Below are 23,981 nucleotides of genomic sequence, written 5' to 3' on the forward strand. Positions count from 1 at the left end.
CCGCCACCCCCCGGACCGCCAGGTCGCGCTCGCCCGCATACCCCTCACCCGGCGCGTTCGACCCTGACCTGAATGGATGCCGAACCTGAGAATCATCACAGGTAGAACCCCTAAGGAACGGCTTTCAGGTGCGTTCCGGATGGTCGGGGCCGTACACGTTCCGTAGTCTCGGCGGCGTGACACTCATCGAGACGCGTGCGCTGACGAAGCGCTACGGGGGTGGGAGCGGCGTCATCGCCCTGTCGGACCTGACCCTGGCCGTCCAGCCGGGGATCATCGGTCTGGTCGGGGCCAACGGCGCCGGGAAGTCCACCTTCATCAAGATCATGCTGGGGCTCCTGGGGCCCTCGTCCGGCGAGCTGCGCGTCCTGGGGCTCGACCCGACCACGCAGGCCGAGGACGTGCGGGCCCGCGTCGGCTACATGCCGGAGCACGACTGCCTGCCGGGCGAGGTCTCCGCGGCCGAGTTCGTGACCCACCTCGCGCGCATGAGCGGCCTGCCCGCCACGGCCGCCCGCGAGCGCGCCTCCGAGGCGCTGCGCCACGTCGGGCTCTACGAGGAGCGCTACCGCCAGATCGGCGGCTACTCGACCGGCATGAAGCAGCGCGTCAAGCTGGCCCAGGCCCTCGCGCACGACCCGGACCTGCTGCTGCTGGACGAGCCGACCAACGGCCTGGACCCGGCCGGCCGCGACGCCATGCTGGAGCTGGTGCACCGCATCGGCACCGAGTTCGGCATCTCCATCGTCGTGTGCTCCCACCTGCTCGGCGAGGTCGAGCGCATCTGCGACTCGATCATCGCCATCGACGGCGGGCGGCTGCTGCGCTCGGCGAGCGTCGAGGACATGACGACCAGCCGGGACGTGCTCACCGTCGAGGTCAGCGACGGCGTCGACCAGCTCACCGCCCGCCTCGCGGAGCTGGGCATCCCGGCCAGCCGCGACGGGGCCGCGCTCAACGTGCCGCTGGACGGCGAGGACGTGTACGACCGCATCCTGGTCGCCGTCGCCGAGCTCGACCTGCCGCTGCACCGGCTCGACCAGCGCCGCCACCGGGTGGCCGAGCTGTTCCAGACCCACACCGTCACCGCACCCGCGGTCAGCGCTGTTCAGGAGGCCGGCCGTGGCGCCGCAGACTAGTGTCATCCACGACATCGGCTATCAGCGGTACACGGGAGCCCGCCTCGGCCGGTGGTATGCGAACCGCTCCCTCTACGAGCACAGCGTCCGGGCCGCGTTCGGCATCGGCCGCGGGGCCAAGGCCAAGATCTTCCCGTGGCTGATCATCGGCATCGTGCTGCTCGTCGCCGTGGTCGTCATCGCGTACCGCTCGATCTCCGGCCAGACCCTGATGTCCTACCGCGCCTACGCCGACGGCCTGAGCTACCCGGTGATGCTGTTCCTGGCGATCGTCGCCCCCGAGCTCGTCTCGCGGGACCTGCGCGACCGCACACTCCCGCTGTACTTCTCCCGGCCCCTGTCCCGCACGGACTACGCGCTGGCGAAGTACGCGGCCCTCGTCACCGCGGTGGTGCTGCTGCTCGGCGTGCCGCAGCTGCTGATCTACCTCGGCGCGGTGTTCACCCGCACCGACGGGTTCAAGGGCGCCTGGCTGGAGCTCGGCGACCTGGGACCGGGCCTGGCCGGAGCCGGAATCCGCGCCCTCATCCTGGCCGGCGTCTCGCTGCTCATCGCCTCGCTGAGCAGCCGGCGCGCGTTCGCCGCCGCGTTCATCGTCGGCGTCTTCCTCATCAGCTCGCCGATCGTGGCGATCCTGTCGTTCCTCGGCAACGACACCCTGCAGCACCTGTCGTTCCTGGCCAACCCGATGACGCTGATGCTCGGCCTGCAGCAGTGGATCTTCGGCCCCGAGGCGACGAGGCTGCCCATCGGCGACTGGGGCCCCGCCTACGGGCTCGGGGCGCTGGTGCTGCTCGGCGGCTCAGTCGGACTCCTGATCCTGCGTTACCGGAAGGTGGCCGCCTGAGATGAGCACCGTCGACCTGCAGCACGTCTCGCGGTGGTACGGCAACGTGGTGGCCGTCAACGACGTCACCATGACCCTCGGGCCGGGCGTCACCGGCCTGCTGGGCCCCAACGGTGCCGGCAAGACCACCCTGCTGCACATGATGTCGGGGTTCCTCGCGCCGTCGCGCGGCACGCTCACCGTGGACGGCGCCCCGACCTGGCGCAACCCGGACGTGTACCGCACCCTGGGCCTGGTCTCCGAGCGTGAGTCGGTGCACGGGTTCCTCACCGGCAAGGAGTTCGTGCTCGCCAGCGCGAAACTGTTCCGGCTGCCCGATCCCGAGGAGGCGGCCCGCCGGGCGCTCGCCCTGGTGGAGATGGAGCCGGCCCAGGACCGGCGGATCGAGACGTACTCCAAGGGCATGCGCCAGCGCATCCGCGTCGCCGCCGCCCTGGTCCACGAGCCCAGCGTCCTGCTGCTCGACGAGCCCTTCAACGGCATGGACCCGCGGCAGCGCTTCCACATGATGGACCTGCTGCACAAGATGGGCGACGACGGCCGGACCGTGCTGTTCTCCTCCCACATCCTGGAGGAGGTCGAGCAGGTCTCCGGCACCGTGCAGGTGATGGTCGCGGGCCGCCTGGCCGCCTCCGGCGAGTTCCGCACCATCCGGCGGCTCATGACCAACCGCCCGCACGTGTTCACGATCCGCTCCAGCGACGACCGCCGCCTCGCGGTCGCCCTCATGGCCCAGGACTCGGTCGCCGGCGTCGACATCGACGCCACCGGCCTGCAGGTACGCGCGTCCGACTACGGCACGTTCACCCGCGCCCTGCCGCGCATCGCGCTCAAGGAAGGCGTCCGCGTGCGGCGGCTCATCCCGGCCGACGAGTCCCTGGAAAGCGTCTTCTCCTACCTGGTGGGTGCCCGATGAACGCCACAGTCGCGATGATCACGACCCGCGGCCTGCTCGGCCGCCGCCGGATCTGGCTCCTGGTGCCGCTGCCGCTCGTCCTGATCGGCCTCACGCTGCTGGTCCGCGCCTTCGGGCCGGCGCCGGCAGAATGGGGCGAGGGCGTCATCGGCGGGCTCGGTTTCTCGGCGGTACTGCCCGTGATCGCCCTCATCATCGGCACCGGCGTCCTGGGCTCCGAGATCGACGACGGCACCATCACGCACATCCTCGCCAAGCCCCTGCCCCGCTCCGAGATCATCTTCACCAAGCTCATCGTGGCCACCGGCATCACCGCCCTCTTCGCCGGCGTGCCACTGTTCATCGTCGGCCTCATCGCCGGCGAGGCGGCCCTGGCCTTCGCGCTGTTCGTGGGCGCGGTGATCGGCTCCCTGGCATACTGCAGCCTGTTCCTCATGATGAGCGTGCTGACCCGCCGCCCGGTGCTCGTCGGCCTGGCGTACGTGGTGCTCTGGGAGGGCGTGCTTGGCAACATCCTGTCGGGCACGCAGAAGCTGTCGGTGCAGCAGTACGTGCAGGCGATCGTCGACTGGCTGGCCCCGACCGACCTGCTGCACGGCAACGTGGCGGTCCCCCTGAGCTGCGTCATGGCGGGCGTGTTCACGATCGCCTCCACGGCGTACGCCATCCAGCGCCTGCGCACCCTGTCCGTCGCCGGCGAGACCGGCTGACAAGCACGCCGGCGACGGACTTCCCCCTGGCCCGTCGCCGGCGCCCGCTTTGCCCAGGGCAGTCCGGCGATTCCCCCGAAATGCCGGACGTGTTCACGATCGCCTCCACGGCGTACGCCATCCAGCGCCTGCGCACCCTGTCCGTCGCCAGTGCCCGCTTTGCCCAGGGGAGTCCGGCGACCCCGATATGTCGGGGAGTTCACGGTCGAGCCACCCGACATATCGAATTCTTCGCCTGTCGGGTCATAAACCCGAATCACGCGGGCTTCGGACTTTTTATCAGTCAAATACTGATAAATCGGCTAAGTTGATCGACAGGGGGAATCGAGACCGCGGCGCCGCGTTGGTGCTTGAACTGCCGCGCTGCGGACGCGGGGCGGCGGACGGCGGCGGACGGACGGCGGGCACGGGCGGACGGGCGCAGGCGCTTCGGGGGCGACCGGCAGGCGGCCAAGATCGTGTTCGGCCTCCTTGGCGCTTGGACCCGCCGAGGCGAGCGCGTGGTGGCAGGCGGGCGCGGGCAGGGGGCCGATTGCCGGGCACTTGATCAACAACCGATCACCTGCGCTGGCCAAAGTGGGGGCGGCGGTGATTGGGTGGGCAGCGTGCATCGGGTGTACAGCGTGGTCGTCTTCATCATTCTGGCCTCGCTCGACAACGTAGCCATCGGGCTCGTCCCGCCCCTCTACTCGCCGATCAGCCGGGCCCTCGGCGTCGGGGAGGGCGCCCTCGGTGTCGTCACCGCCATCAGCTACCTGGTCACGGCCGTGGCCGCGGTGCTGTGGGCGTATGCGGGCGACCGCACCGACCGCAAGCCCGTGCTCATGGTCGGCACCCTGATCTGGGCCGCCGGCACCGGCCTCACGGTGTTCGCGACCGGCTACTGGGGCTTCCTCGCCGCCCAGTTGCTCGCCGCCGTCGGGCTCGGGGCCGTCGGGTCGGTCGGCTTCTCCGTGGTCAGCGACCTGATCTCGCCGAGGCGGCGGGGCCTGGTGATGAGCCTGTGGGGCCTGTCGCAGGGCGTCGGCACGCTCGCCGGCGTGCTGGTCGCCAGCCAGCTCGGCGGCGAGGACTGGCGCACGCCCTTCTACGTGCTCGCCGCGCTCGGCGTCGTGGCCGGGGTCGCGTACTTCACCACCGCCGACATCCGCCGCGGCCAGAGCGAGCCCGACCTGGCGGCGGTGTTCGCGGCGGGGGAGGAGTACGAGCACCGGATCTCCCGCGACGACCTGCCACGCATCGCGGCCCGGCGCACCAACGTCTGGCTGGTCATGCAGGGGCTCACGGCGCAGGCCGCGTTCGGGTCGCTGGTCTGGCTGCCGCGGCTGTTCCAGGCCCGGGCCGAGGAGCAGGGCTACGACGAGCGGACCGCGATCGCGATCGGCGGGCTGCTCGCCACGCTGTTCCAGCTCGGCGGGGTGCTCTCGATCGTCGGCGGGCTGATCGGCGACCGCTGGCAGCGCCGCGACGGGGGCGGGCGGGCCAAGGTGGCGGCGATCGGGATTCTCGCCGGCGTCCCGCTGTACGTCCTGCTGTTCTTCGCCCCGCTGAGCCTGCCGGAGCCGGACGGCCGCCCGGCGCTGGAGCTGGTCCTGGGCTCGCTGTTCACCTCGCCGAGCCTGGCCGGGGCGTTCGCGCTGGCACTGCTGGCGCTCGCGCTCACCTCGGCGAACTCGCCGAACTGGTTCGCGCTCATCGCCGACGTCAACCCGCCCGAGCACCGCGGCACGGTGTACTCCATGGGCAACCTCGTCAACGGCGTCGGCCGCGCCGCCGGCAACGGGCTCGTCGGCGCGGTCTTCGCCGCCCTGGCCCGAAGCTTCCCGCCCCCGGCCAACCTGGCGATCGGGCTCGCCGCGTTCCAGGTGTTCTTCATCCCGACCGGGATCATGTACTGGCTGGCCTCGCGCACCTCGCCGCGGGACATCGACGAGGTGCACGAGCTGCTGCGGGCCAGGGCGGCCGGCGAACCGGCCGCGGTCAGTTCCCGAACGCCTGCTGGTGACTCGGCGGGTTGAACTGCACCACCGGCATCCCGGCGAGGGCGCCCTTCAGCGTGTACGTCACCGCGTTGTTGATGACCGGGTGTGACATGTTCCGGTTCGTCCGCGGGTCGTCCGGGTCCGTGAGGATGCCGGCCACGGCGAGCTGCGGGGTCATCGCCACGAACGTCGCGCTCTTGCCGCTGTCCGTGGTGCCCGTCTTGCCCGCGACCGGCCGGCCGACGTCGCCCCGGGTGCCCATCGCGGTGCCGCTGGTGGGGCAGGCGCCGAACGCGGACTGGTCGCCCACCGGGCACCGGGCCATGTCCACGGCGGCCCGGGCGATGTCGGGGTCGACGACCTGCTTGCACTGCGGCTGCCCGGCGTCGATCTTGTTGCCGCCGGCGTCGCGGATCTCGGTGATCGGCGTCGGCGCGCAGTACTTGCCGTCGGCGGCGAGCGTCGCGTAAGCGCCCGCGAGGTCCAGCGGCGTGGTGTCCGACACGCCGAGCGTGAACGCGCCCCACTCCTTGGCGTCCTTGGCGAAGCTCGCGTCGCTGGGGGCGCGGAACTGGATGCCGAGCCGCTTGGCCACGTCGACCACGTGGTCGGCGCCGACGCGCTGCTCCAGCGGCACGAAGTACGTGTTCAGGGACATGCCGAAGCTCTGCCACATGTTGAACGTGCCGGTCGGGTCGCCCTCGGAGTTCTTCGGGCAGTAGTGCGGGCCGTTGCAGGCCGCCGGGCTGTTCGCGTCGATCGGGTAGTTGGAGACGAACTGCGCCTGCACGTCCTCGGTGTGCGACAGCGCGAGCCCCGACTCCATCGCCGCGACCGCCGTGAAGATCTTGAACGTGGATCCGGCCTGGTAGCCGGGCACCTCAGGCCCGCCGGTGATGAACGGCACCGTGGTGTTGGGGTAGTTGCCCTTCTGCCCCTTCTTGCCCGAGTTGGTGCTCGGGCCGTTGTGGGTCTGGTCGTTGCTGAAGTTGCGGTTGGTGGCCAGCGCCTGCACCCGCCCGGTCCCCGGCTCGACCGCGGCGACCATCACCGCCTCCGGGTCGCCCATGCCGATCTTCGCGCCCCCGACGTCTGGCTGGTCCTTCGCGTACTTGAACGCGGCGGCCTGCGCCTGCACGTTGAGCGAGCTGATGATGGTGTACCCGCCGGAGTGCAGCCGGTTCTCCCGCTCGTAGGAGTCGGCGCCGAACGCCGGCTGCTCCAGCCACCAGCGGCGCAGGTAGTCGCAGAGGAAACCGGCCCCGAGATCCGGGCGCTGGATGTTCTCGCAGCCCTCCGGGGTGCGCTGGCCGACGACGCTCAGCTTGGCGGCCTTGGCCTCGTCGCGCTGCTGGGGGGTGATGTACTTCATCGTCACCATCTGGTCCAGCACGTACCCCTCGCGCGCGACCGCCCGCGGCAGCCCGTCCGCGGTCGCCGGGTCGTTCGTCGAGGGCGCCTTCACCAGACCGGCGATGAGCGCCGACTCGCCGAGCGTGAGGTCCTTGGGGTCCTTGCCGAAGTAGACGTGCGCGGCCGCGTAGATGCCGAAGGCGCCGTGACCGAACGAGGAGATGTTGAGATACCGCTCCAGGATCTGCTGCTTGGTGAGCTTCTTCTCGATCGCCATCGCAAGCTTCATCTCGCGCAGCTTCCGCGCCGGCGTCTTGGCGGTCGCGTCGACGACCTCCTGCGGCGTGCGGGCCGAGTAGGAGGTCACCTGCCGCACGTACTGCATCGTGAGCGTCGAGGCGCCCTGCTGGTCCCCGCCCTCCTGGTTGTTGACGAACGCGCGGGCCACGCCCTTGAGGTCGACGCCGCGGTGCTCGTAGAAGCGGGTGTCCTCGGCCGCGACCATCGCCTGCGCCATGAACGGCGACACATCCGACAACGGCACGTCGCGCCGGTTCTCGTCATACATCATCGCCAGCAACGTCTTGCCGTCGCTGGCGTATATGTAGGAGATCTGCGGCGACGGCAGCACGTCGAGGTCGGTGGGCAGATCCTCGAAGGTGTCGGCCCCGGACTTCGCGGCCAGCCCGGAGAAGGCGAGCCCGGGGAACACCGCCGCGGCCACCACCACCCCGGCGAACAATCCGCACAGCAGCAGCGAGGAGACGGCCTTCAGGGCAACATTCGGACGAAGACGCACCCTTTAATCCCTACCCGGTCGGGCCGCCGGCGACACGTGAAAAAGCACACCGGCGGCCGTGACAACCGAATCGGCGCCCTACAAGGTTTTCAGATGAAAGCCCCCGTCCACGTCGATGACCTGGCCGGTGGAGAACGGCAGCAGCCCGCTCGCGATCGCCACCACCGCCTTGCCGACGTCCTCCGGAGTGCCCCAGCGCCGGATCGGCGTCACGCCCTCGTCGAAGATCAGCCGGTCGTATTTCTCCTTGACCCCGCCGGTCATGTCGGTGGCGATGATGCCGGGCCGCACCTCGTACACGTTGATGCCGTGCTCGGCCAGGCGCGCCGCGAACAGCTTGGTCAGCATCGACAGCCCGGCCTTCGTGATGCAGTAGTCGCCGCGGTTCACGCTCGCCGCGTATGCGCTCATCGACGAGATCGTCACGATCTGCCCGGCGGTCCCAGCCGCGATCATCCGATTCGCGACGGCCTGCGTCAGGAAATACGGCCCCTTGAGGTTGATCCCGACGAGCCGGTCGAACGACTCCTCCCCGGCCTGCAGGATGTCGGCGCGCACCGAGGGCGCGACGCCCGCGTTGTTCACGAGCAGCTCGACGTCCCCGAACGCCTCGTACGCCTCCGCCACGAGCCGGGCGCGGTCCGCGGAATCGCCCACATCAGCCCGGACGGTTGCCGCCTTCGCTCCGAGCTTCTCCACCTCGGCCGCGACCTGCTCGGCGGCGGCCGCGTTGCTCGCGTAGTTGACCACGACGTCCCACCCGGCCCGCGCCAGGGCGAGCGCGATGCCCCGCCCGATCCCGCGGGACGCGCCGGTGACCAGGGCGGCGCTCACGCCAGCACCTCCGCCCAGTCTGGCTCGATGACGCTTCGCGATGATCGACCCAGACCAGGCGCCGCCCAGTCCGGCTCGGCGACGCTTCGCGATGGTCGACTCAGGCCAGGCGCCGCCCAGTCCGGCTCGGTGAGGCTTCGCGATGATCGACCCAGACCAGGCGCCGTCGAGTGTGGTTCGGTGAGGCTTCGCGATGGTCGGCTCGGGCCAGGCGCCGTCGAGTGTGGTTCGGTGAGGCTTCGCGATGGTCGGCTCGGGCCAGGCGCCGCACGCTCCGGTGCCGGCGCGAGGAAACTGAGTCCATGGTGAGCGGCCCCAACACCCAGCCTGGCTCGATTTGGCTCCGCGCCGATCGACCCACATCGGGCGCCGTTGCGCTCCGGACCGCTCACGCGACACCGCCGAAGAACGTGTAGTAGGGGCCATTCTCCAGGCGGAGCAGATACAGCCCCAGTTCCCGTAGGTGGTAGTCGCCCCACATGCTCGACTCGCCGTTGGGGACCTTCTGCCCCTCGTGGACCTGGTCCCAGCCGTTGGGCCGGTGGTAGACGGAGTGCAGCAGCAGGCCCTGGTGGTTCGGGTCGGTGGAAAGATACGGCTCGGCCAGCAGCGTTCGCGCGACCGTCAGGCCCGCCTGGGTGTATCGCGGGTCGCCGAGCGCGCGCCCGAGCCGCAGCAGCCCCTGAGCCCCGATCGCGGCGGCGCTCGCGTCGACGGGCTCGAAGTCGTTGAACGGGTCCGCGGGCGCGTCCAGGTCCAGGCCGGCGATCCCCGGCGCCCCCGTGTCCCAATACGGCACGCCGTCGCGCGGCGCCGAGTCGATGTAGAAGTCGCAGGTGGCCCGGGCCGCCTCGGCGAACGTGTCGTCGGGGGAGAACTCGAGCAGCTCCGCGAAGCCGAGCATCGCCCAGGCCAGGCCGCGGGTCCAGGTGGAGAAGGGGGAGTACCCCTGCTGGGTGCTCGGCGCCCGGAACCGCCCGTCGTTGACGTTGAACAGCGCTTCGTGCGCGGTGCGCCCCCGCACGTCGTAGGCGTCGCGCCCGGTGCCGTAGAAGACGTTGTACCTCGCGGTGTTGTACGCGTGCTGCCGCATCCGCTGCCGAAGGTCGATCCGCTCGTCGTGCTCGCCCATAAGCACGTGCCCGAGCTGATGCGCGAGGGCGAGCGCCCGGCACGACCGGATGGTGTCCACGAAGAGCGACTGCGGCCCGTTGAAACTGTAGATGTACCCGGTGCCGTCCTCGATAGGCTGCCACCGGGCCGCCTGCACCGCCCCGCTGACCTTGAGGGCGAGCTCGGCCGCGTCCCGGTGCCGCGCGTCGATGCGGCCTTCCTTGACCAGCCGCAGCACCGCCCCGTAGGTGCTGACGTTGTTGAACCCGTGATCGTGCACGCCGACGTGGCTGACGTGCGGCGCCATCAGCCTCCGGGTCTGCTCCAGCCCGAGCGTGCCGAACCGCTCGTCCCCGGTGGCGTCGAACTGCAGCAGCGCCGAACCGACCTGGAACCCCTGCGTCCACTCCGTCCACCCGCGCGCCGTGTATCGCCCGTCGACCGTGAACACCGGCGACCCGTCGCCCCCGTCGGGGTCCAGGGCCAGGATCTTCCCGGCGGAGAGCTCGAACATCCGCTCCACGGCGGCGAGCAGCGCCTTCGCCGTGATGTCCTCGTCGATGCGCAACATGCCTCCGGATAGTACTGAGGAAAGCCCTTTCCTGAAACCCCGCCCGCGCCCGACGTCCACCGGCCCGCGGACCGGGCGATCGCGCGGCACGCCCGGAAGGCGGCATGCGAGGATGTGTGGCGATGGAAAACTCGGTGGAGGACGTCGTCGGCCGCTGGGTCGCGGCCTGGACCAACGGCCGCACGGCCGACCTCTTCAAACTGTTGGCCGCCGCCCCGGGCATCGAGACCAACCTCGACCCGGACGGCGACTTCATCGAACTGCTGACGGCCTACGCCGCGGCGCTGGACACCATCGCGGTCTTCTCCCAGACGATCCTGGGCGGCCGTGCCGCCCTGATCTACGACTGCACCCTGAACGGCGAAACCTTCCGCCTGGCGGAGTTCCTGACCATCAACGAGGCGGGCCTGGTGACGCAGATCCGCCGCGTCTACGACCTGGACGCCGTGCAGCGCCTGATGCCCCACCTCCTTCTGGAGCAGTAACCGCCGCGCCCGGCGGCGTCACGCCGAAGCCAGGGGCGGTCCACGGTTGACGGCATGGCCGGCGGGCGGCTGAAGCGGTCGAGCGATCCCCGTGCTGGTCATGCTTCGAGCCTTCCTCTCCCGCGGCCCGCAGGCAAGACAAACTTCCGGCCTGTGGATAACTCCCGCGGACGGCGAAGGCCGTGAAGGCGGGGCCGCCCCGGGGAGACGGCGAAGGCCGTGAAGGCGGAGCCGCCCCGGGAAACGGCGAAGGCCGGGCCCTCCGTGGAGAGCCCGGCCCGAAGCCGGCGGAGCAACCGCTCAGGACGACATGGACGCCGCGGAGACGAACGTGTAGCCCAGGCCCTGGATGCCCTCGACCGTCTGCTTCAGGTACGAGGTGCCCAGGTACGGGTGGTAGAAGAAGCTCGCCACGCCGTCGCGGACCGCCAGGTTCGCCTTGGCGTTCGCGACCAGGTCGGCCGGCAGGACCGCCGGGTGCTGGTTGAACGGCTCCGGCTCGATGTTGCCGATGTTCTCCGGGATCACCGTCGAGCCGTAGACGTCGCGCACCGTGTACGGGAAGAACTGCCCGACCATGTGCGCCACGCTGTTGTCGACCGTGCCGCCGGCGAGCACGCCGGGGAAGTACAGGCCACGGTCGTAGCGGACGCCGAAGAGCGAGTTGATGGTCTTGTAGTCCAGGGCGCTCGCGGCGTAGTGCGGCGGCTCGAAGATGGTCGGCTGCGACAGGCCGGCCAGGCGCCAGTCGGCGCGCGAGGCGGTGACGCGGGCGGTCACGTTGGCGGCCGAGTCGTTCTTGACCGGCCCGTCGTAGATGACGGCGTCGTTGGCGTCGACATGCGCCCGGAAGAACTCGAAGTCGTTGGCCGAGACGCCGTCGTACGGATTGTTCAGCGCGTCGAGTTGGTGCGTGTATCCGTGCATGAGCAGCGTGCCGCCCTTGCTCTGCATGTACTTCAGGGCGCTGACCACCAGTGGCCGCTGGCGCAGCGTGTAGTCCTCGGCTTTGCCATTGTTGTTCACGCCCTTCGGGTCGCGGTAACGGCTGTAGACGGCGACGGTGAACGGGACCTTCCGGCTGCCCAGGTAGTCGGCGATGGCGCGCAGCTCGGCCGGGTCGGCGTCGGGGCCGACGTCCTCGATGCGGACCAGGGCACGGTGCCGCTGCGCGGTCTTCGGGGCGAGGACGTCGTACAGCAGGTCCGAGAACGCGAGGTACCGGTCGTTGGAGGTGATGTACGAGAACGGGATCTCGCCGATGTAGGTGAGGTTGCCCGACTTGATGCCCCACGGGAACTTCGTGCCGTCGGCGCGCACGGCGTCGGCCACGCTGACCGCCTTGGCGCTGTCATAGACGGCGTAGTCCATGATGCCGGCGAGGTTGCGCGTGTCGCGGGTCAGGGCCGTGCCCTTGTAGTCGACCTTGGCGACGGCGGAGACGTCGAAGCCCTTCCAGGTGTACCCGTACTTCGTCGCGAAGTCCGCGGAGCGCGCGGTCAGCTGCCAGATGTTGTCGTACAGCCACACCACCGGCTTGCTCGTGGCCAGGACGTCGTCGAGGAAGGCGGTCGGGATCGGCTCGTCGTACGTGGAGCCGACGTAGACCACGGCGCTGTACTTGGACAGCTCGCCGGCCGTGTAGGACCCGACGGGGTGGGCGGTCCAGGCCCCGAAGTGCGAGACCAGGTTCGTCGCCATCATCGCGTAGTCCTCACCGAGCCACGCGTACGGGCCGGTGTAGTCGTACAGGACGAGCGTCTTCGTCGAGGCGCTGGAGCCGGGGGCGCCGGTGCCGGAGGCGACCTTCGCCGTGGTCGCGGCGAGCGCGGGGGCCGCCGGGGCGGCGACGCCGAGCACCGCGGCCAGCACGAGGCCGAGCAGAGCGGACAGCTTTCGCATGGAACGGAACACCAATCAGACGAGCGAGCCGGACGTGGACTGCGCGAAGTCGGGCATGGGAGAGGGGATCGGCGCGAGGCCCAGCAGGGCGGCGACCGCCTGCTCGGTACGCGTCGAGGCGAGGCCGTCGCCGTACGGGTTGCCGCTGGCCGTCATCGCCTCGCGCAGGGCCGGGTCGTCGAGCAGCCGGGCGGCCTCGGCGACGATGAGGTCCTCGTCGGTGCCGACGAGCTTGGCGCAGCCGGCGTGCAGGGACTCGACGCGCTCGGTGACCTCACGCAGTACCAGCGCGGGAACTCCGAACGTGGGCGCCTCCTCCTGGATGCCGCCCGAGTCGGTCAGCGCGAGGTAGGCGTGCGAGAGCAGGCGGGCCAGGGACGGGTAGGGCAGCGGGTCGGTGATCGTCACCCGCGGTACACCCGCGAGACCCGCCTCGACCTGGGCCCGCACCGCGGGGTTGGCGTGGGCCGGCAGCACGACGCGAATGTCGGGGTACGCCTCGACCAGGCGCTTCACCGCGCGCAGGATGCGCTCCAGCGGCTCGCCCCACGACTCGCGGCGGTGCGCGGTGACCAGCACCAGGCGCGCCTCGCCGTGCTCGGCGGCGTCGACCGCGGCGGCCACGCGGGCGTCGTCGAACGGCAGCTCGCGGGCCGCGATCTCGATCGCCGCGTCGACGACCGTGTTGCCGGTGATGAGGACGTTGGCCGGGGCCACGCTCTCGTCGAGCAGGTTCGTCGCGGCGAGCGCGGTCGGGGCGAGGTGCAGTGCGGCGAGCTGGCCGACGAGCTTGCGGTTGGCCTCCTCGGGAAACGGCGAGTCCAGGTCGCCGGAGCGCAGCCCGGCCTCGAGGTGCACGACCGGGATGCGGCGCCAGAACGCGGCCATCGCGCCGGCGAGCGTGGTGGTGGTGTCGCCCTGCACGATCACGGCGGCCGGCCGGCGGGTCTCCAGCAGCGAGTCCAGCTGCTTGATCATCTCGGTGAGCAGCTCCGGCTGGCTGCCGGTCACGCGCTGCAGCGGCAGCGTCACGTCGGCCTCGACGTCGAAGGCGGCCAGGGCCTGGGTGACCATCGTCGGGTGCTGGCCGCTGGCGACCAGGACCGGGCTGAGCCGGCCGGCGGCGCGCATCGCGGCGGCGACGGGGGCGAGCTTGATGGCCTCGGGGCGGGTGCCGGCGATCAGGAAGACTTCAGGAAGCATGTTGCGTCACCTTTGATGAAGGTAAGTGCCGCATCCGTGCGGATTTATCGGTATAAATTGGGTCGGAACTAGGCGGCCGCGGGCTCTTCGGCGAGCCGCTCCGTCTTGGCCCAGGCCTGTCGCCGCGCGACCTGCCGGCCGATCGCCCGCCAGGTCGCGACCAGGCCGAGCATCAGGAAGAAGGGGTAGGCCAGCGCCGCCCGCAGCAGTGTCGAGGCCTTCTCGTCGCGCAGCTGGACCCGGTGCACGGCGGCCCAGACCAGCCCGGGCACCGTCATCCCGATCGCCCAGAACAGCGCGACCTCGCCCATCTGCCACCATGAGTGGATCATGAACGTGTCGCCGTGCCCGGGGATCAGGCGCCACATCGCGTATCCCCACAGGCCGAACACCGCCGCCGTGCCGAATGCGTTCATCCAGGGCGCGAGCAGGTAGTACAGCATCTCCACCAGTGCGTGGTTGCGGATGCGCCGTGAGGCGATCAGCCTCGGGACGTACGACACGCACTGCAGGTTGCCCTGCGCCCAGCGCGTGCGCTGGCGGACCAGCCGCTTGACGTCCACCAGGCCCTGCTGCTTGACGTGGGCCAGCGAGGTGTACCGGATGCGTTCGCCGCCCAGGTGCATCCGCAGCCCCAGCTCCAGGTCCTCGACCAGGCAGTGCGACCAGGGCGCGTTGCCCAGCCGCATCAGCGAGGACAGCCGGGCGAACTGCCCGTTGCCGCCCAGGCCGACCGTCCCCGCCGCGTCGCGCAGCAGCTGGCTGGCGTTGGCGATCGCGGCGAACTCGAGATCCTGTACGGCACCGAGCACCTTGTCGCGGTTGTGGATGCGCACGCGGACCTGCACCGCCCCGACCTCGGCGTCGCGCATGAGCCGCGAAACCTCCGAGAGCAGGTTGGCGCTGCCGCGCCCGTCGCCGTCGATGACGCCGACCGCGACCCGCTCCGGGTCCTCCCCGCCGGCGAGCGAGAGTTCCCGGATCGCCCGGAACGCCGCGTTGAGCGCTTCGCCCTTGCCCTTGCGGGCGTTGGGAAAGTCGCGGCGCAGGACCGTCAGGCCCGGGTGGTCGATGGCGGCCAGGACGTCCGGGGTGCCGTCGTCCGATCCGTCATCGACCACCAGAACCCTGGTGCGCGTGCCCTCCGGTCCGGCCAGCGCCAGGGCGGCGCCCACCGTCCGGCCGACCACCCGCTCCTCGTTGAGGGCGGGCACGACGATCCAGAAGGTCAGCGGCTCGTTGCCGTTCGGCGCGATGGCGTCGCGCCGGCGGCGGCGTCCGGCGGTGGCCGCGTCGCCGGCGCTGAACGCCACCAGCGCCAGGTTGTACGCCGGCCACAGCGTCAGCAGCGCGAAGCCGACCAGCAGGATCGTCGTCATGGCTCAGGCGGCGCTGCGCTTGAAGCGGGACGCCCGCACCATCAGGAACCCGGTGACGACGAGCGCGACGCCGGCGACGACGATGGCGAAGACCGGGCTTCCGGTGACAGGCAGTGACCCGGCGGTGGCTCCGCCGGTCACGACCACGCCGGTGACCTTCGAACCTGACATGACAGCTTCCCCTCGGCTATCCGGTGGTGGTGCCCGGCGGCTCCCTGCCGGCAACCGTCGTGCACCTTGTCCGAGAAGCTTGGCGCCCCCGGTCGGCGATTACAACGGGTAACGGGGGTGCGGGCGGGAAGTCCAACCGAGGACCCGACAAAGCGCTTACGCAGGCAAAATGCGCTGACTACACACCGTGATGAGACGGTGTGCTGTAGCTCTCGGTGAAGTCCGTGGTCTGTTGCCAGTCGGGTGCGAACTCGGCCCACAGCGACAGCGCGACGGCGGCGCTCTCCGGCCGCTCGTCCGGGCGCTTGGCCATGCACTGGCGGCACAGCTCCGCCACCGAGCGTGGCAGGCCGGGCGTGAGCACCACGGGCGTCGGTGCGGCCTGCAGCAGCCGGGCGCCGGGCGCGTGGGGCGAGCGGCCGGTCAGCATGTGATACAGCAGGACGCCCAGCGCGTAGACGTCCCACGCCGGAGCGTGCTCGACCCGCGTCGCCGACGGGTGCGCGAACGGCACCGCCAGCCCGAAGTCGATGATCTTCACCCCGGCCGTGGTGAGCATGACGTTGTCGGCGGTCAGGTCGCGGTGCGCGATGCCCCGCCGGTGCGCGACCGCGAGCAGCTCGGCGACCGAGGCCGCGATCTCCACCGCGCGGGGCCAGGGCAGTGGCCCCTCAGCCAGGCGGGTCGCCAGCGGCACCCCGTTGAGCAGCTCCATCGCCACGGCCGGAACGGACGCGCCGTCGGTCTCGACCTCGCCGAACGCGAAGACCTTCGGCACCGTGGGGTGGCGCACCCGCTGCATCAGGTGAGGTTCGCGTCGCGCGGAGTAACAGGCCCGGGTGTTGTGCGCGAACGCCGGCGCCAGCACTTTCACCGCGGCCGGCCGGATCCGCTCCAGATCGACGGCCTCGTAGACCAGCGACATCCCGCCCCGGGCGATCGGGCGGACCAGCAGGTAGCGGTCGAGCACCCTGCGGCCAACCTCGATCCCGGACACAATCGACGACTATTCCCTATTCGGTCACGCTTGCGATAGCCCCAATCGTGACCATGAGCGCGATCGAAACCGATAGTTGACATCGCGGTAACTCGTGGCTGACGCTGACCGCACGAGTCGCTCCCACAGGAGACTTGATGCCTGCCCAGCATGCTGCCGAGCCAGCCCAACCCACTGTCACCGAGGTCGCCGCCGCCGCGGGGGTCTCCGCCGCCACCGTCTCGCGCGTGCTCACGGGCCGGGTGCGGGTCAGCACCTCTGCCCGGGTGTCCGTGCACGACGCCATCGCCCGGCTGGGGTATGTCCGCCACCGCGCCCCCCGCCGCACCGACCACCAGAGCGCCGGCCTGCCCGTGGCCGCCGTCGTGTTCGAGCCCGCCGCCCGGCTCTTCCGCGACGGCTTCGTCGCCCGCCTGCTCGCCGGGGCCGAGGAGGAGCTCGCCACGCGCGGGGTACCGCTGCTCACCATGTCCGCGCCCCACGGCACGGTCTCCAGTGCCACCCAGTTCCTCACCGGCGGCGGCGTGGGCGGCGTGCTGCTGGTCGGCGCGCCGGGCCGGCATCCCCTGGCCGTGTCCCTGGCCACCTCCCGCGTGCCGGTGCGGGCCGCGGGCCGGCCCGAGCTCACCGTGCCCTTCGTCGACGTCGACAATCGCGACGGCGCCCGCCAGGCCGTCGAGCACCTCCTGCTGGGCGGCCGCCGGACGATCGCCACGATCGCCGGTCCGCCCGACTCCCCGGCGGCGGCCGACCGCCTCGAGGGGTACCGTCGCGCCATGACTGCCGCCGGTCGCCAGCCGCTGATCGCGTACGGTGACTTCACCACCCCGTCCGGTGGCCATGCCGCGGCGTGGCTGCTGGACCGCACCCCCCGCCTCGACGCGCTCGTCGTCGCCTCCGACGCCATGGCCGCCGGTGCCCTCCAGGCGCTGCGCAAGGCGGGCCGCCGGGTGCCCGAGGACGTCGCCGTGATCGGCTTCGACGACGCCCCGCTCGCCGCGTTCACCGCACCCGCCCTGACCACGGTCCGCCAGCCCGTCGAGGAGCTCGGCGCGGTCACGGCCGCCCTGCTGCTCGACCCGACGACGGACAACCCCGTCCTGCCAACCGAACTCGTTGTGCGGGCATCCACGTAGGATGCGCGGTGCACAAATACAGCCGGGCGACATTCTCGCCCGCCGCTACATCCTCGAACAGGCCGTCGGCGCGGGTGGCATGTCGGTCGTGTGGCGGGCGTGGGACCTGACCCTGGAGCGCACGGTCGCCGTCAAGGTCCTCGACGGCCCCATCGCCTCCGACGGCGGCCAGCGCGACCGCGTCCGCCGCGAGGCGCGTGCGGCCGCCCGGATCGAGCACCCCAACGCCATCGGCGTCTACGACTACGGGGAGACGGTCACCCCGCGCGGCCGCATCGCCGCGTACGTCGTGATGCAGCTGCTCGACGGCGCCTCCCTGGCCGTCCGCCTGGACGAGGGCCCGCTGCCGTGGCCCGAGGCGCTCGCCGTGGCCGCGACGGTCGCCGACGTCCTGCACGCCGCCCACCGCCGCGGCGTCGTGCACCGCGACGTGACCCCCGAGAACGTCATGCTCACCACCGACGGCGTGCGCCTGCTCGACTTCGGCATCGCGGCCGACATCGGCCAGCGCGAGGAGGCGATGACGTTCGGCACCCCGCCGTACGTGGCCCCCGAACGCCTGGTCGGTGCCCCCGCCAGCGGCGCCACGGACGTCTACGCCCTCGGCGTGCTGCTCTACGAGATGCTGACCGGCGCGCCCCCGTTCCCCGCCACCACCTGGGAGGAGCTCGAGCGCGCCCTGGCCGCCGAGCGCCGCCCGGCCCTCAACGTCCCCGGCCTGCCCGCCCCGGTGGCCGCCGCCTGTCTCAGGTGCCTGTCCAGCGACCCCCTGCGCCGCCCGACCGCCGCCGAGATGGCGAGCATCCTCGGGGCGCGCTCCGCGACGTCCGCCGTGCTCACCCGCCGCCGGGCGTTGCTGGCCGTCCCGGTCGCGGTGGCGGTGGCAGCCGTACTCTCTGTGCTCCTCCTTCGCGACCGCGACCCGCAGCACCCGTCGGACGACGGCGCGGCCCCGCGCCCGACGGTGAGCATCGTCGTCTCGGTGGCGCCCGCCCCGACGACCCCGCAGACGACTCAGGCGACGCCCACCCAGCCCCACGGGTCGAAGGGCACGAACCCCGGCCCGGCCAGCCCGCCCCCGTCGACCGCCCCGAGCCCACAGACGAGACAGGGGGCGGCCCGGGCGGTCCTGGACGTGGTCGACCGCCGCTCGGCCACGGGCGAGATCCGCGAGGACGTGGCCCTGGACATCCGCAACCAGGTGAACAATCTGCTCACCTACGGCGACGCCGCGGACGCGTCCCGCCGCATCGAGGCCCTGCGCAAGAACCTGTTGGACCGCACACGCGAGAACTCCATCAGCGAGGCGGCATACCATGAACTAGACGCGGCGGTGGCCAACTTCGGCAAGACCTTCTCAACCTGACCCAGGGACCGTCCCCGAGCCAGCCACTCCGTCTCCGAGTCAGTCGCTCTGTCCGCGAGTCGGCCACTCCGCCTCGATCGGTCAGCCGCTCCGTCTCCGAGCCAGTCGCTCCGTCCCCGAGTCGTTCGCTCCGCCTCGATCGGCCAGCCACTCCATCTCCGATTCAGCCACTCCGTCTCGGCCGGTCAGCCGCTCCGTCTCCGAGTCAGTCGCTCTGTCCGCGAGCCAGCCACTCCGTCTCGGCCGGCCAGCCACTCCGTCCCCGAGCCAGCCATTCCACCCCCGATACTCCAGACACTTCGTTTCCGTCGGTCAGACACCTCGTCTCCGAAGCCAGACACTTCGTCCCCGAGAGTCAGAAGCTCCTCTCCGATAAATCCAGACACTCTGTGTCCGGATTTATCGGATTTTTCGCATACGCGAATTTCGACGCGGGGTCAGCGCTCGGGCGCGAGTCGGTGGCGGACGGCCCAGAGTGCCGCCTCCGTCCGCGAGGTCGCCCCGGTTTTGCGCAGCAGGTTCGACACGTGCACGGTCACGGTCCGGACCGAGATCCCCAGCGAGCTCGCCACCTGCTGGTTCGTCATCCCCGCGGCGAGGCATCCGAGCACCTCCAGCTCCCGCGCGGTGAGATCGCCGCCCGCCCGCAGGCTGTGCAGCAGCGTCTCGGCATCGGCCAGCCGCCACCCGGGCCAGTGTGCCAGCAGCGCCACCGCCCGTTCGGCGTGCCGCCTGGCCTCACCGGCACGCCCGAGCCGTACGAGCGCATGCGCCACCGCGGTATGCACCGCCGCGTCCTCGGCCCGCCCGTCCACGTCCCCGCGACCCGCGGCCGCCCCTCCCGCGGCCCGCCCGGCGCTCCCGTCTCCGCCCGGCACCCCGTCCGAGGACAGTGTGCCGTTCCGCCCGGCCCGCCCGTGCCGTCCGCCACGCTTGAACCCGATCCCGCCACCGCTACCCGCGCGCCCGTCGCCCGCGAGGTGACCGCCGGTCTCCACGAGTCCACTGCGGTTGCCCGTGTGCCCGCCGCTCGTGAGGTGACTGCCGGTGTCCAGGAGCCCACCGCCTGCGAGGCTGCCGCCGGTGCCCACGAGGCCGCCGCCCGTGCGACCGCCACCCGCGAGGTGACCGCCGGTCTCCACGAGTCCACCGCGGTTGCCCGCGCGCCCGTCGCTCGCGAGGTGGCCGCCAGTGTCCAGGCGTGCACCGCCTGCGAGTCCGCCGTCGGGTTTGCTCCCCGCGGTGCGGTTGCCGCCCGCCAGTGAGTTCTCCCCGGCGAGCGCGGCCGGCAGGAGTGTGACCGCGTCGGTGTCGCGTCCGGCGGCCACCGCGAGCAGCAGGCGGAGGCGCGGGCTCTGGTCGGGCACATGCTCCGCGACGACCGCGGCCGGCACGCCACCGCGCAGTGCCCAGCGGGCGGCCTCGGCCAGCCGCGCCGGACGGCAGCGCCCGACGCAGTCACGCAGCGCCTCGGCGGGGTCCACAGGGTGTACGCCACGAGCCGCCACCGCCACGCGCAAGACGCGGACCAGTCCCGAGTCGCGACCCTCCGCGTCGGCCCGGGCCAGCATCCGCACCGCGAGCGGGTCGTCGCCCCGCTCCAGTGCGAGCAGCCCCGCGCGGGCCGTGAACCGCACCCGCTCGACGGGATCGCCCTCGATCGGCAGCCGCGACCATACCAGCGACTCGGCCCGCGCGAGGTCGCCGGTCCGCAGCGCGTGCGCGACGCCGAGGGTCGTGGTGCTCCCGGCGCAGAACTCCAGCCCGTATCGTCCGATCGTCGCCATCGCCTCGTCGAACAGCCGCCAGCCCAGCACCTCCCCGAGCCGCGGCAGGCTGACCGCGACCAGGTTGTGCACCGCGCGCCCGATCGTCACCGGATCGTGCTCCCGCGCGGCCAGCTGCCGCGCCGCGCGCAGCAGTGCGACCCCGCGCTCGAACTCCCCGGTCAGCGCGAGCGCGGTGCCGAGCGTGACCGACGCGGAGCCGATCCCCGCACCGGTCCGTTCGGCGGCGGCCAGCGCCCCCTCGGCCAGCGGCAACGCGGTTGCGGCATCCTCGGTCCGCAGCGCGCTCTCGGCCTCGGCCGCCCGCTGCCGGGCGAGCGACTCCGCCGACCCGCCGACGGCCGCGGCCCGATCCAACGATCGCCGATGCCCGGCGGCGTCGCCCAGACACCATCGCACCGCCGCAAGCTGACGATGCGCGTCGGCGATGGCGTCGGCGTCGCCCGCAAGCTGTACCTCGTTGAGCCAATCGGCCGCATGATCCGCCGCGACCGCGAACCGCCCACTGACGAACGCGGCCGAAGCCCCGACAGCCACCAACGCCCGCCGAACCTCGCCGGACCCGCCATCACCGCCAGCCGCACGCAACCGCAGACGCGGATCGCCAGTCGCGTCCGGAGGCAGGCACGGGTCACTCGCCACGTCCGTCGCCCGGTGCAGGTCCCCCGCCGCGGAGTCGCCTCGTACACGGCCTTCCACGGATTGCCCGTGCCCGGCCGCCGGCTGTGACTCCGCTGACGCCGAACGCCCCCGCTCGGCCGATACCCGCAGGTCCGCCGCGTGTAAGTCGGCTTGCGCCAGGCCTGCGCGTTCGCCCGGCGTGTGCATGTCCGCGTGCGCCGGGTGCGTGTGTTCGCCCGTCGTGTGCGCGTTCGCGTGCGCCGGGTGCGTGGGCTCAGGCTCTGCGTGCGCGTCGGCTTGCGTCAGGCGCGTGTGTTCGCCCGTCGTGTGCGCGTTCGCGTGCGGGGAGTGCGCGAGCTCCCCGTCCCCGGGCGGGTCGGGCTGCGCCGTGGGTGCGGTCCGGGGTGTGAGGTTCGGCGGCGGGGCGGGGTTGGCCGGCAGGCGCAGGCCCAGTGCCACCAGCTCCACCGCCGCGTCCGGCAGACCCGTTGCCAGGCTGGCGGCGGCTCCGCGGGCGGCGGCGGCCCGGGCCTCGGCCGTGCGGCCCAGCGCGGCCGCGTGCCGGGCCAGCGCCGCGTCGTCGCCCAGCTCGACGGCCAGGCGGCGGGCCAGGGTGTGCACACGCGTGCGCTCGCGGGGCATGACGCCGGCGGCCAGGGCCTCGCGCAGCAGCGGGTGGCGGAAGCGCAGCGAGCCGGCGGGCGCCAGGTCCGGGGCGATGAGCAGCAGGCCGAGGTCGAGCAGGCGGCGCAGGGCGGGCTCGACGTCGCCGCCGCAGACGTGGAACAGCACGTCGCTCTCGACCGGGTCGCCCAGCAGCGCCGCGGCCCGGGCCACCCGGCCGACCAGTGCGGGCTCGCTCGACAGCGGCTCGACCAGCAGGCCGACGACGTGGGCGGGCAGGGGTGCGGCGGGCAGGTCGTCCGCCGTGTCGTACGCCACGAGCAGCTCCGCCAGCCAGAACGCGTTCCCGCCGGTGCGGTGCAGCGCGCCGCGGACGGCCTCGGGGGCGGGTGCGCTGCCGTACGTGGCCTCGATCAGCTCCGCGGTCTCGCGCGCGTTGAAGGGCGCGACGTGCATCCGCAGGACGGAGGGGCCACCGCCGAGGCGGCGCAGGGTGCGCGCGGCCGCCGGGGCGAACGCCGCCTCCTGCGAGGGGCGGCTCGTGACGAGCAGCAGTGCGGGCAGCGACTCAGCCGCGGCCGCCAGCTCCGCGACGAGCGCCAGGCTGGCCGGATCGAGATCGTGCAGGTCCTCGACCACGATGATCCCGAGCGGCGACCCCGCCGAATCGGACCGAACACGAAATCTCGTGAAATGTCGGATAAAAGCGCCCTCGTCCGGCTCGGAAGCCGCGACCGGGGGAGTAGCGCGCAGCAATGCTCGCACGACGTCGACCGCGGCCCGCAGGGTGGTCGCCGGCGCCAGCCGCGGCTCGCTGCCGTCCCCGGAGCGCTGCGCCAGCCGGTTCAGCAGCGACTCCTCGACGGGGAGGTCGCCGGAGGGCCGCCCGCTCAGCACCGACGCGAGCCAGTCGTGCGGCGCCGCCCCCTGTGCCCGGGCCGCGCCGCGCAGGATGATGGTGCCGGACAGATCGAGCCGGGAGAGTGCCTCCGCCACCAGCCGGCTCTTGCCGCTGCCGCCCTCCCCGGTGATCAGGATGATCCCCGGCCGGCGGGAGGCCCACGCGTCCGCGATCTCGGCGAGCTGGGCGGCTCGTCCGATGAAGGGGGCGCTCGGCATGCGGCCACGATACGCACAAGTGCGTAGAGACGCCCGCCGGATCGATACGGCACGCTGTCAGGCATGGCTGAGGGTGTGGCAGAGGACGAGGTCGACGAGGGGACGGTCGACGCCGGGCCCCAGCCGCTCGCGCTGCTCTGGGCGGCGCGCACCGACACGGGACTCGTGCGGGGCATGAACCAGGACTCGATGTATGCGGGCGATCGCCTGCTCGCCGTCGCCGACGGGATGGGCGGGATGGCGGCCGGGGACGTCGCCAGCCGGCTCGTGATCGAGGCGATGGGGCCGCTCGACGAGGAGTTCGCCGGCAACGACCTGCTCACGGCGCTGCGCACCGCCGTGTCGGACGCCAACCGGCGCATCCGCGACGAGGTCGAGGAGGATCCGTCCAAGCTGGGCATGGGCACGACGCTGACGGCGATCCTGTTCTCCGGTGACCGCATCGGGTTGGTCCACATTGGAGACTCGCGCGCCTACCTGCTGCGCGGCGACGAGTTCGCCCAGATCACCAAGGACGACACCTACGTCCAGCTGCTCGTCGACGAGGGCCGCATCACGCTGGACGAGGCCGCGACGCACCCGCAGCGTTCGCTGGTCAGCCGGGTGCTGCAGGGCCAGCCCACCGATCCGGTGTACTCCGTGACCGCCGCCCGTGCCGGCGACCGCTATCTGCTGTGCAGCGACGGGCTGTCGGGCGTGCTGCGCGCGGAGACGATCGAGGAGGCGCTGCGGGAGTACACCGACGTCGAGGAGTGCGTCGAGCGCCTCGTCGACCTGGCCCTGCGCGCGGGCGGCCCGGACAACATCACCGCCGTGGTCGCGGACATCGTGGGCGACGACGTGCCCGAGCGCCGGGGCCTGCGCCAGCGCCTGCGCCACTGGCTGGGCCGCGACGAGATCAGCAACGCCCGCCTGCCGGCCTGACTC

General features: G+C 72.0%; 17 protein-coding genes and 1 pseudogene. 9 read left to right on the forward strand and 9 right to left on the reverse strand.

Translation table 11 applies throughout. The annotated features are described in order from the left end of the window. Positions 1 to 176 precede the first annotated feature (176 nt). The 5 genes from ACQPY0_RS11980 (at position 177) to ACQPY0_RS12000 (ending at position 5,630) form a co-directional block, all read left to right on the forward strand. Positions 177 to 1,139: an ABC transporter ATP-binding protein gene (locus tag ACQPY0_RS11980; protein ID WP_432987918.1), complete on the forward strand. Its 963-nt coding sequence runs from the start codon at positions 177 to 179 to the stop codon at positions 1,137 to 1,139. Continuing rightward, positions 1,123 to 1,986: an ABC transporter permease gene (locus ACQPY0_RS11985; protein ID WP_432987921.1), complete on the forward strand. Its 864-nt coding sequence runs from the start codon at positions 1,123 to 1,125 to the stop codon at positions 1,984 to 1,986. The genes ACQPY0_RS11980 and ACQPY0_RS11985 overlap by 17 nt, the downstream gene beginning before the upstream one ends. A gap of 1 nt (position 1,987) precedes the next feature. After that, positions 1,988 to 2,902, forward strand: coding sequence for an ABC transporter ATP-binding protein (locus ACQPY0_RS11990; protein WP_432987923.1), 915 nt, complete (start codon positions 1,988 to 1,990; stop codon positions 2,900 to 2,902). Next, positions 2,899 to 3,612: an ABC transporter permease subunit gene (locus ACQPY0_RS11995; RefSeq protein WP_432987926.1), complete on the forward strand. Its 714-nt coding sequence runs from the start codon at positions 2,899 to 2,901 to the stop codon at positions 3,610 to 3,612. The genes ACQPY0_RS11990 and ACQPY0_RS11995 overlap by 4 nt, the downstream gene beginning before the upstream one ends. 557 nt (positions 3,613 to 4,169) lie before the next feature. Next, on the forward strand, positions 4,170 to 5,630 hold the full coding sequence (locus tag ACQPY0_RS12000) for an MFS transporter (protein WP_432995190.1): 1,461 nt from the start codon (positions 4,170 to 4,172) through the stop codon (positions 5,628 to 5,630). Here the strand turns inward: ACQPY0_RS12000 and ACQPY0_RS12005 are convergent. The 3 genes from ACQPY0_RS12005 to ACQPY0_RS12015 all read right to left on the reverse strand — a co-directional run bounded on the left by ACQPY0_RS12005 (position 5,593) and on the right by ACQPY0_RS12015 (position 10,264). Next, a complete protein-coding gene (locus ACQPY0_RS12005) occupies positions 5,593 to 7,746 on the reverse strand; it encodes a transglycosylase domain-containing protein (RefSeq protein ID WP_432987929.1) in 2,154 nt (717 codons plus the stop codon). The genes ACQPY0_RS12000 and ACQPY0_RS12005 overlap by 38 nt on opposite strands. 78 nt (positions 7,747 to 7,824) lie before the next feature. Further along, the gene (locus ACQPY0_RS12010; protein ID WP_432987932.1) at positions 7,825 to 8,580 is read right to left on the reverse strand and encodes a 3-ketoacyl-ACP reductase; all 756 of its coding nucleotides are present in this window, start codon (positions 8,578 to 8,580) and stop codon (positions 7,825 to 7,827) included. Positions 8,581 to 8,968: 388 nt separating this feature from the next. Beyond that, complete coding sequence (locus ACQPY0_RS12015; protein ID WP_432987935.1) at positions 8,969 to 10,264, reverse strand: hypothetical protein; 1,296 nt, start codon at positions 10,262 to 10,264, stop codon at positions 8,969 to 8,971. Positions 10,265 to 10,386: 122 nt separating this feature from the next. Here ACQPY0_RS12015 and ACQPY0_RS12020 point away from each other — a divergent pair, with 122 nt between their 5' ends. After that, positions 10,387 to 10,749, forward strand: coding sequence for a hypothetical protein (locus ACQPY0_RS12020; protein ID WP_432987938.1), 363 nt, complete (start codon positions 10,387 to 10,389; stop codon positions 10,747 to 10,749). Between the two features lie 300 nt (positions 10,750 to 11,049). Here ACQPY0_RS12020 and ACQPY0_RS12025 read toward each other — a convergent pair whose 3' ends face one another. The 5 genes from ACQPY0_RS12025 to ACQPY0_RS12045 all read right to left on the reverse strand — a co-directional run bounded on the left by ACQPY0_RS12025 (position 11,050) and on the right by ACQPY0_RS12045 (position 16,374). Continuing rightward, positions 11,050 to 12,651 carry a DUF2334 domain-containing protein gene (locus tag ACQPY0_RS12025; protein WP_432987940.1) on the reverse strand — a complete coding sequence of 534 codons (1,602 nt, stop codon included), beginning with the start codon at positions 12,649 to 12,651 and terminating at the stop codon, positions 11,050 to 11,052. Between the two features lie 15 nt (positions 12,652 to 12,666). Then, entirely contained in the window at positions 12,667 to 13,854 is a 1,188-nt protein-coding gene (wecB, locus tag ACQPY0_RS12030) for a non-hydrolyzing UDP-N-acetylglucosamine 2-epimerase (protein ID WP_432987942.1), read from the reverse strand. Positions 13,855 to 13,922: 68 nt separating this feature from the next. Further along, entirely contained in the window at positions 13,923 to 15,233 is a 1,311-nt protein-coding gene (locus tag ACQPY0_RS12035) for a glycosyltransferase (protein WP_432987944.1), read from the reverse strand. Positions 15,234 to 15,236: 3 nt separating this feature from the next. After that, complete coding sequence (locus ACQPY0_RS12040; RefSeq protein ID WP_432987947.1) at positions 15,237 to 15,404, reverse strand: LPXTG cell wall anchor domain-containing protein; 168 nt, start codon at positions 15,402 to 15,404, stop codon at positions 15,237 to 15,239. 178 nt (positions 15,405 to 15,582) lie between these two features. Beyond that, positions 15,583 to 16,374, reverse strand: a complete 792-nt coding sequence (locus ACQPY0_RS12045; protein WP_432987948.1) for a serine/threonine-protein kinase — start codon at positions 16,372 to 16,374, stop codon at positions 15,583 to 15,585. A gap of 164 nt (positions 16,375 to 16,538) precedes the next feature. On the opposite strand from ACQPY0_RS12045, the gene ACQPY0_RS12050 reads away from it, so the two are divergent. Both ACQPY0_RS12050 and ACQPY0_RS12055 read left to right on the forward strand, forming a co-directional pair. Further along, positions 16,539 to 17,537: a LacI family DNA-binding transcriptional regulator gene (locus ACQPY0_RS12050; protein WP_432987951.1), complete on the forward strand. Its 999-nt coding sequence runs from the start codon at positions 16,539 to 16,541 to the stop codon at positions 17,535 to 17,537. 1 nt (position 17,538) lies between these two features. Continuing rightward, a complete protein-coding gene (locus tag ACQPY0_RS12055) occupies positions 17,539 to 18,903 on the forward strand; it encodes a serine/threonine-protein kinase (protein WP_432987953.1) in 1,365 nt (454 codons plus the stop codon). A gap of 437 nt (positions 18,904 to 19,340) precedes the next feature. On the opposite strand, the gene ACQPY0_RS12060 is transcribed toward ACQPY0_RS12055, so the two are convergent. Then, positions 19,341 to 23,054 carry an AAA family ATPase gene (locus ACQPY0_RS12060; protein ID WP_432987956.1) on the reverse strand — a complete coding sequence of 1,238 codons (3,714 nt, stop codon included), beginning with the start codon at positions 23,052 to 23,054 and terminating at the stop codon, positions 19,341 to 19,343. Positions 23,055 to 23,228: 174 nt separating this feature from the next. Between ACQPY0_RS12060 and ACQPY0_RS12065 the strand changes: the two are divergent. Beyond that, positions 23,229 to 23,903, forward strand: a pseudogene (locus ACQPY0_RS12065) (PP2C family protein-serine/threonine phosphatase); the annotation flags it as partial. Positions 23,904 to 23,981: the final 78 nt, after the last annotated feature.

Origin of the sequence: Dactylosporangium sp. CA-233914 (assembly GCF_050942935.1) — a bacterium.
Classification (GTDB): domain Bacteria; phylum Actinomycetota; class Actinomycetes; order Mycobacteriales; family Micromonosporaceae; genus Dactylosporangium.

Bases quoted from the DNA above. Each gene is read 5' to 3' on its own strand.
- ACQPY0_RS11990 (WP_432987923.1), top strand. From the start codon at position 1,988: ATGAGCACCGTCGACCTGCAGCACGTCTCGCGGTGGTACGGCAACGTG.
- ACQPY0_RS11995 (WP_432987926.1), top strand. From the start codon at position 2,899: ATGAACGCCACAGTCGCGATGATCACGACCCGCGGCCTGCTCGGCCGC.
- ACQPY0_RS12015 (WP_432987935.1), bottom strand. From the start codon at position 10,264: ATGTTGCGCATCGACGAGGACATCACGGCGAAGGCGCTGCTCGCCGCC.
- ACQPY0_RS12020 (WP_432987938.1), top strand. From the start codon at position 10,387: ATGGAAAACTCGGTGGAGGACGTCGTCGGCCGCTGGGTCGCGGCCTGG.
- ACQPY0_RS12025 (WP_432987940.1), bottom strand. From the start codon at position 12,651: ATGCGAAAGCTGTCCGCTCTGCTCGGCCTCGTGCTGGCCGCGGTGCTC.
- wecB (WP_432987942.1), bottom strand. From the start codon at position 13,854: ATGCTTCCTGAAGTCTTCCTGATCGCCGGCACCCGCCCCGAGGCCATC.
- ACQPY0_RS12035 (WP_432987944.1), bottom strand. From the start codon at position 15,233: ATGACGACGATCCTGCTGGTCGGCTTCGCGCTGCTGACGCTGTGGCCG.
- ACQPY0_RS12040 (WP_432987947.1), bottom strand. From the start codon at position 15,404: ATGTCAGGTTCGAAGGTCACCGGCGTGGTCGTGACCGGCGGAGCCACC.
- ACQPY0_RS12050 (WP_432987951.1), top strand. From the start codon at position 16,539: ATGCCTGCCCAGCATGCTGCCGAGCCAGCCCAACCCACTGTCACCGAG.
- ACQPY0_RS12055 (WP_432987953.1), top strand. From the start codon at position 17,539: ATGCGCGGTGCACAAATACAGCCGGGCGACATTCTCGCCCGCCGCTAC.
- ACQPY0_RS12060 (WP_432987956.1), bottom strand. From the start codon at position 23,054: ATGCCGAGCGCCCCCTTCATCGGACGAGCCGCCCAGCTCGCCGAGATC.